The 1,937-nt window shown below is 68.7% G+C and carries 4 protein-coding genes; 1 reads left to right on the top strand and 3 read right to left on the bottom strand.

Features of this window, described 5'->3' with window-relative positions:
- On the bottom strand, positions 1-126 hold a 126-nt coding region (locus ACWDA7_RS52445; protein ID WP_450615250.1), incomplete at its 3' end, for a DUF6233 domain-containing protein.
- Between the two features lie 459 nt (positions 127-585).
- Between ACWDA7_RS52445 and ACWDA7_RS52440 the strand changes: the two genes are divergently transcribed.
- Positions 586-894 carry an ANTAR domain-containing protein gene (locus tag ACWDA7_RS52440; protein WP_450615248.1) on the top strand — a complete coding sequence of 103 codons (309 nt, stop codon included), beginning with the start codon at positions 586-588 and terminating at the stop codon, positions 892-894.
- A gap of 57 nt (positions 895-951) precedes the next feature.
- Here the strand turns inward: ACWDA7_RS52440 and ACWDA7_RS52435 are convergent, their stop codons facing one another.
- Together ACWDA7_RS52435 and ACWDA7_RS52430 are read right to left on the bottom strand one after the other, a co-directional pair.
- Positions 952-1,251 carry a DUF6233 domain-containing protein gene (locus ACWDA7_RS52435; protein ID WP_450615246.1) on the bottom strand — a complete coding sequence of 100 codons (300 nt, stop codon included), beginning with the start codon at positions 1,249-1,251 and terminating at the stop codon, positions 952-954.
- A gap of 173 nt (positions 1,252-1,424) precedes the next feature.
- On the bottom strand, positions 1,425-1,628 hold the full coding sequence (locus tag ACWDA7_RS52430; protein WP_450615244.1) for a hypothetical protein: 204 nt from the start codon (positions 1,626-1,628) through the stop codon (positions 1,425-1,427).
- Between the last annotated feature and the right edge of the window lie 309 nt (positions 1,629-1,937).

Raw genomic sequence — 1,937 nt, 5'->3', positions numbered from 1 at the left:
TACGAGGGCTGACGGCCGCCAGTCGCCGAGCTCGAGGTCCGGTCGGCACATGATGCACGCGGCCAGGCCGTCGCGCAGTGCGGCGACGGCCTCGTGCGCGTCGACGCGGGCGGGTCGGGCCGTCATGCGAAAGGCCGGCGGCTCCCGAACGGGGGGTAACAGAGCCGCCGGCTGCTCGCGGAGCCGGGGCCCCACGCCCTGCGTGGAGCAGGCGCCCCGGATGATCTGACGCTAGCAAGAAATGCAGTGACAGAAGTTGAGAATTGTACAAGATCTGCTCGGCGGCGACGCCATGGTCCAGGCCGGCCAGATAATCGCGTCCACGATCGAGGGCACCGGGCACGAGCTGCACGACGGCGCCGACGCAAGTCCCTCGCCCACTGCACCAGGTGTGGGTCACGTCGGGACCGACGACGGAGTGATCCCGCGTAAATGCAGGTGCCCGCCTGGGCGCACCGTTGCCCCCAGCGGCCTCCCGTGTGAGGGTGGAAGAACGCGGGGGCGTCACGGCTGAAGGCTGGACGCGAGTACCAGGAATGCCGACGCCCCCCATAGCCCGGAGGCAACGTGCAAAGCACTACGCAGATGCTCCCCGAGGCGGCCCAAGAGACAGAAAACCCCGCTGCCGACGACATCCAAGAACTGCAGACCAAGGTTGCCCAGCTTGAGCACGCCGTGGATTCCCACGCTGTGATCGATCAAGCGATCGGCATCGTGGTTGCGGTCGGACGCCTGACCGCAGCTGAGGCGTGGGATGTGCTCCGCGAGACGTCCATGTGCACCAACATCAAACTGCGGTACGTGGCCGAGCTGGTCCTCGCCTGGGGCGAAACCGGCAACCTTTCGGCCAACATTCGCGAGGAACTGGCCCGCAGGCTGCGCAGCGCAAGCTGACCTCCTCGTCCCACTCGATGATCCGCGCCCTCGCACGAACCCGTGCGGGGGCGCGCGTCATTCCAGAATCCCCAGCTCACTGTCCGGCCGGCAGAACGCGCACGCCTCCAGCTTCGGATCCGACAGCGCCACCCGGGCCTCGTGCGCACTGATCGGGCGTCGTGCCCTCGGACATCGAGCAGTCGTCCGTGTGGATGATGGCGGGCTCGGCTCCGAGCGGCGTGCGCTTCTGCTGGACGGCGAAGCCCGTCGGCCGGCCGCTCGACGCGAACGCGGGAAGCACCGCCGGCTGCTCCTGCCGTAGCGGCTGCGGGTCGGGCGGACCTTCGGCCGCGGCGAGAGTCCGCCGTACGGCATCGACCTGCAGGCGCAGGTACACGGCCACGGTCTCCGCGTTGGCGAGCTGCTGCTCGAGGTAGGCCAGGATCGCCCGCAGGCGTGGCGGATCAGGCCGGCAGATCGCTCATACGTTCGATTCAAGCATCCGGCCCCAGCACTGGTCGAACCGGGACAAGGCGCGGGCCGGGAGCTCAGTTGTCGGCGACCATGAGCAAGCCGGCGCAATCCGGGGCTCCCGTCACCGTGTACCCGTTCCGGGCCAGCAGCTCGGAGACAGCCGCCTGCACGATGGCCAGCATGCTGTTGTGCGAGGTTCCGGGCTGCTCCGCAGCCAGAGCGGTGAAGCCGTCGGAGGCCTTCCACTCGATAAGGAGCCCGCTGGGGACTCGAGTCACCCGCAGGCCTGGCCCACCCTGCTCGTCGTCGGCGACAAGATGGAAGCCCGCTTGGCCAAGCGTGCTCCTCACCTGCGCGAAGAGCTCTGGTTGGACCGATGGCACAAGCCGCGCCTACCCCGGCTCGCTACGTTCACACATTTCAGTCTGGGCACGGCCGTCCGGTGCGCCTGCCCCGTGCGTGGGCTCGCGATCAGACGAACTGCCAGCCGAACAGCTGACCATGGTCGCCGACCTCGGCGGTCAGCCACGCGCCCGGCAGATCACTGACGTGGACGCCGACGGCGGTGACGATCTCTTTGGCCGGGT

The organism is Streptomyces sp. NPDC001156 (genome assembly GCF_053598275.1).
This window is presented reverse-complemented; position numbering and strand designations above follow the sequence as displayed.

Bases quoted from the DNA above. Each gene is read 5' to 3' on its own strand.
- ACWDA7_RS52440 (WP_450615248.1), top strand. From the start codon at position 586: ATGCTCCCCGAGGCGGCCCAAGAGACAGAAAACCCCGCTGCCGACGAC.
- ACWDA7_RS52435 (WP_450615246.1), bottom strand. From the start codon at position 1,251: ATGCCGTACGGCGGACTCTCGCCGCGGCCGAAGGTCCGCCCGACCCGC.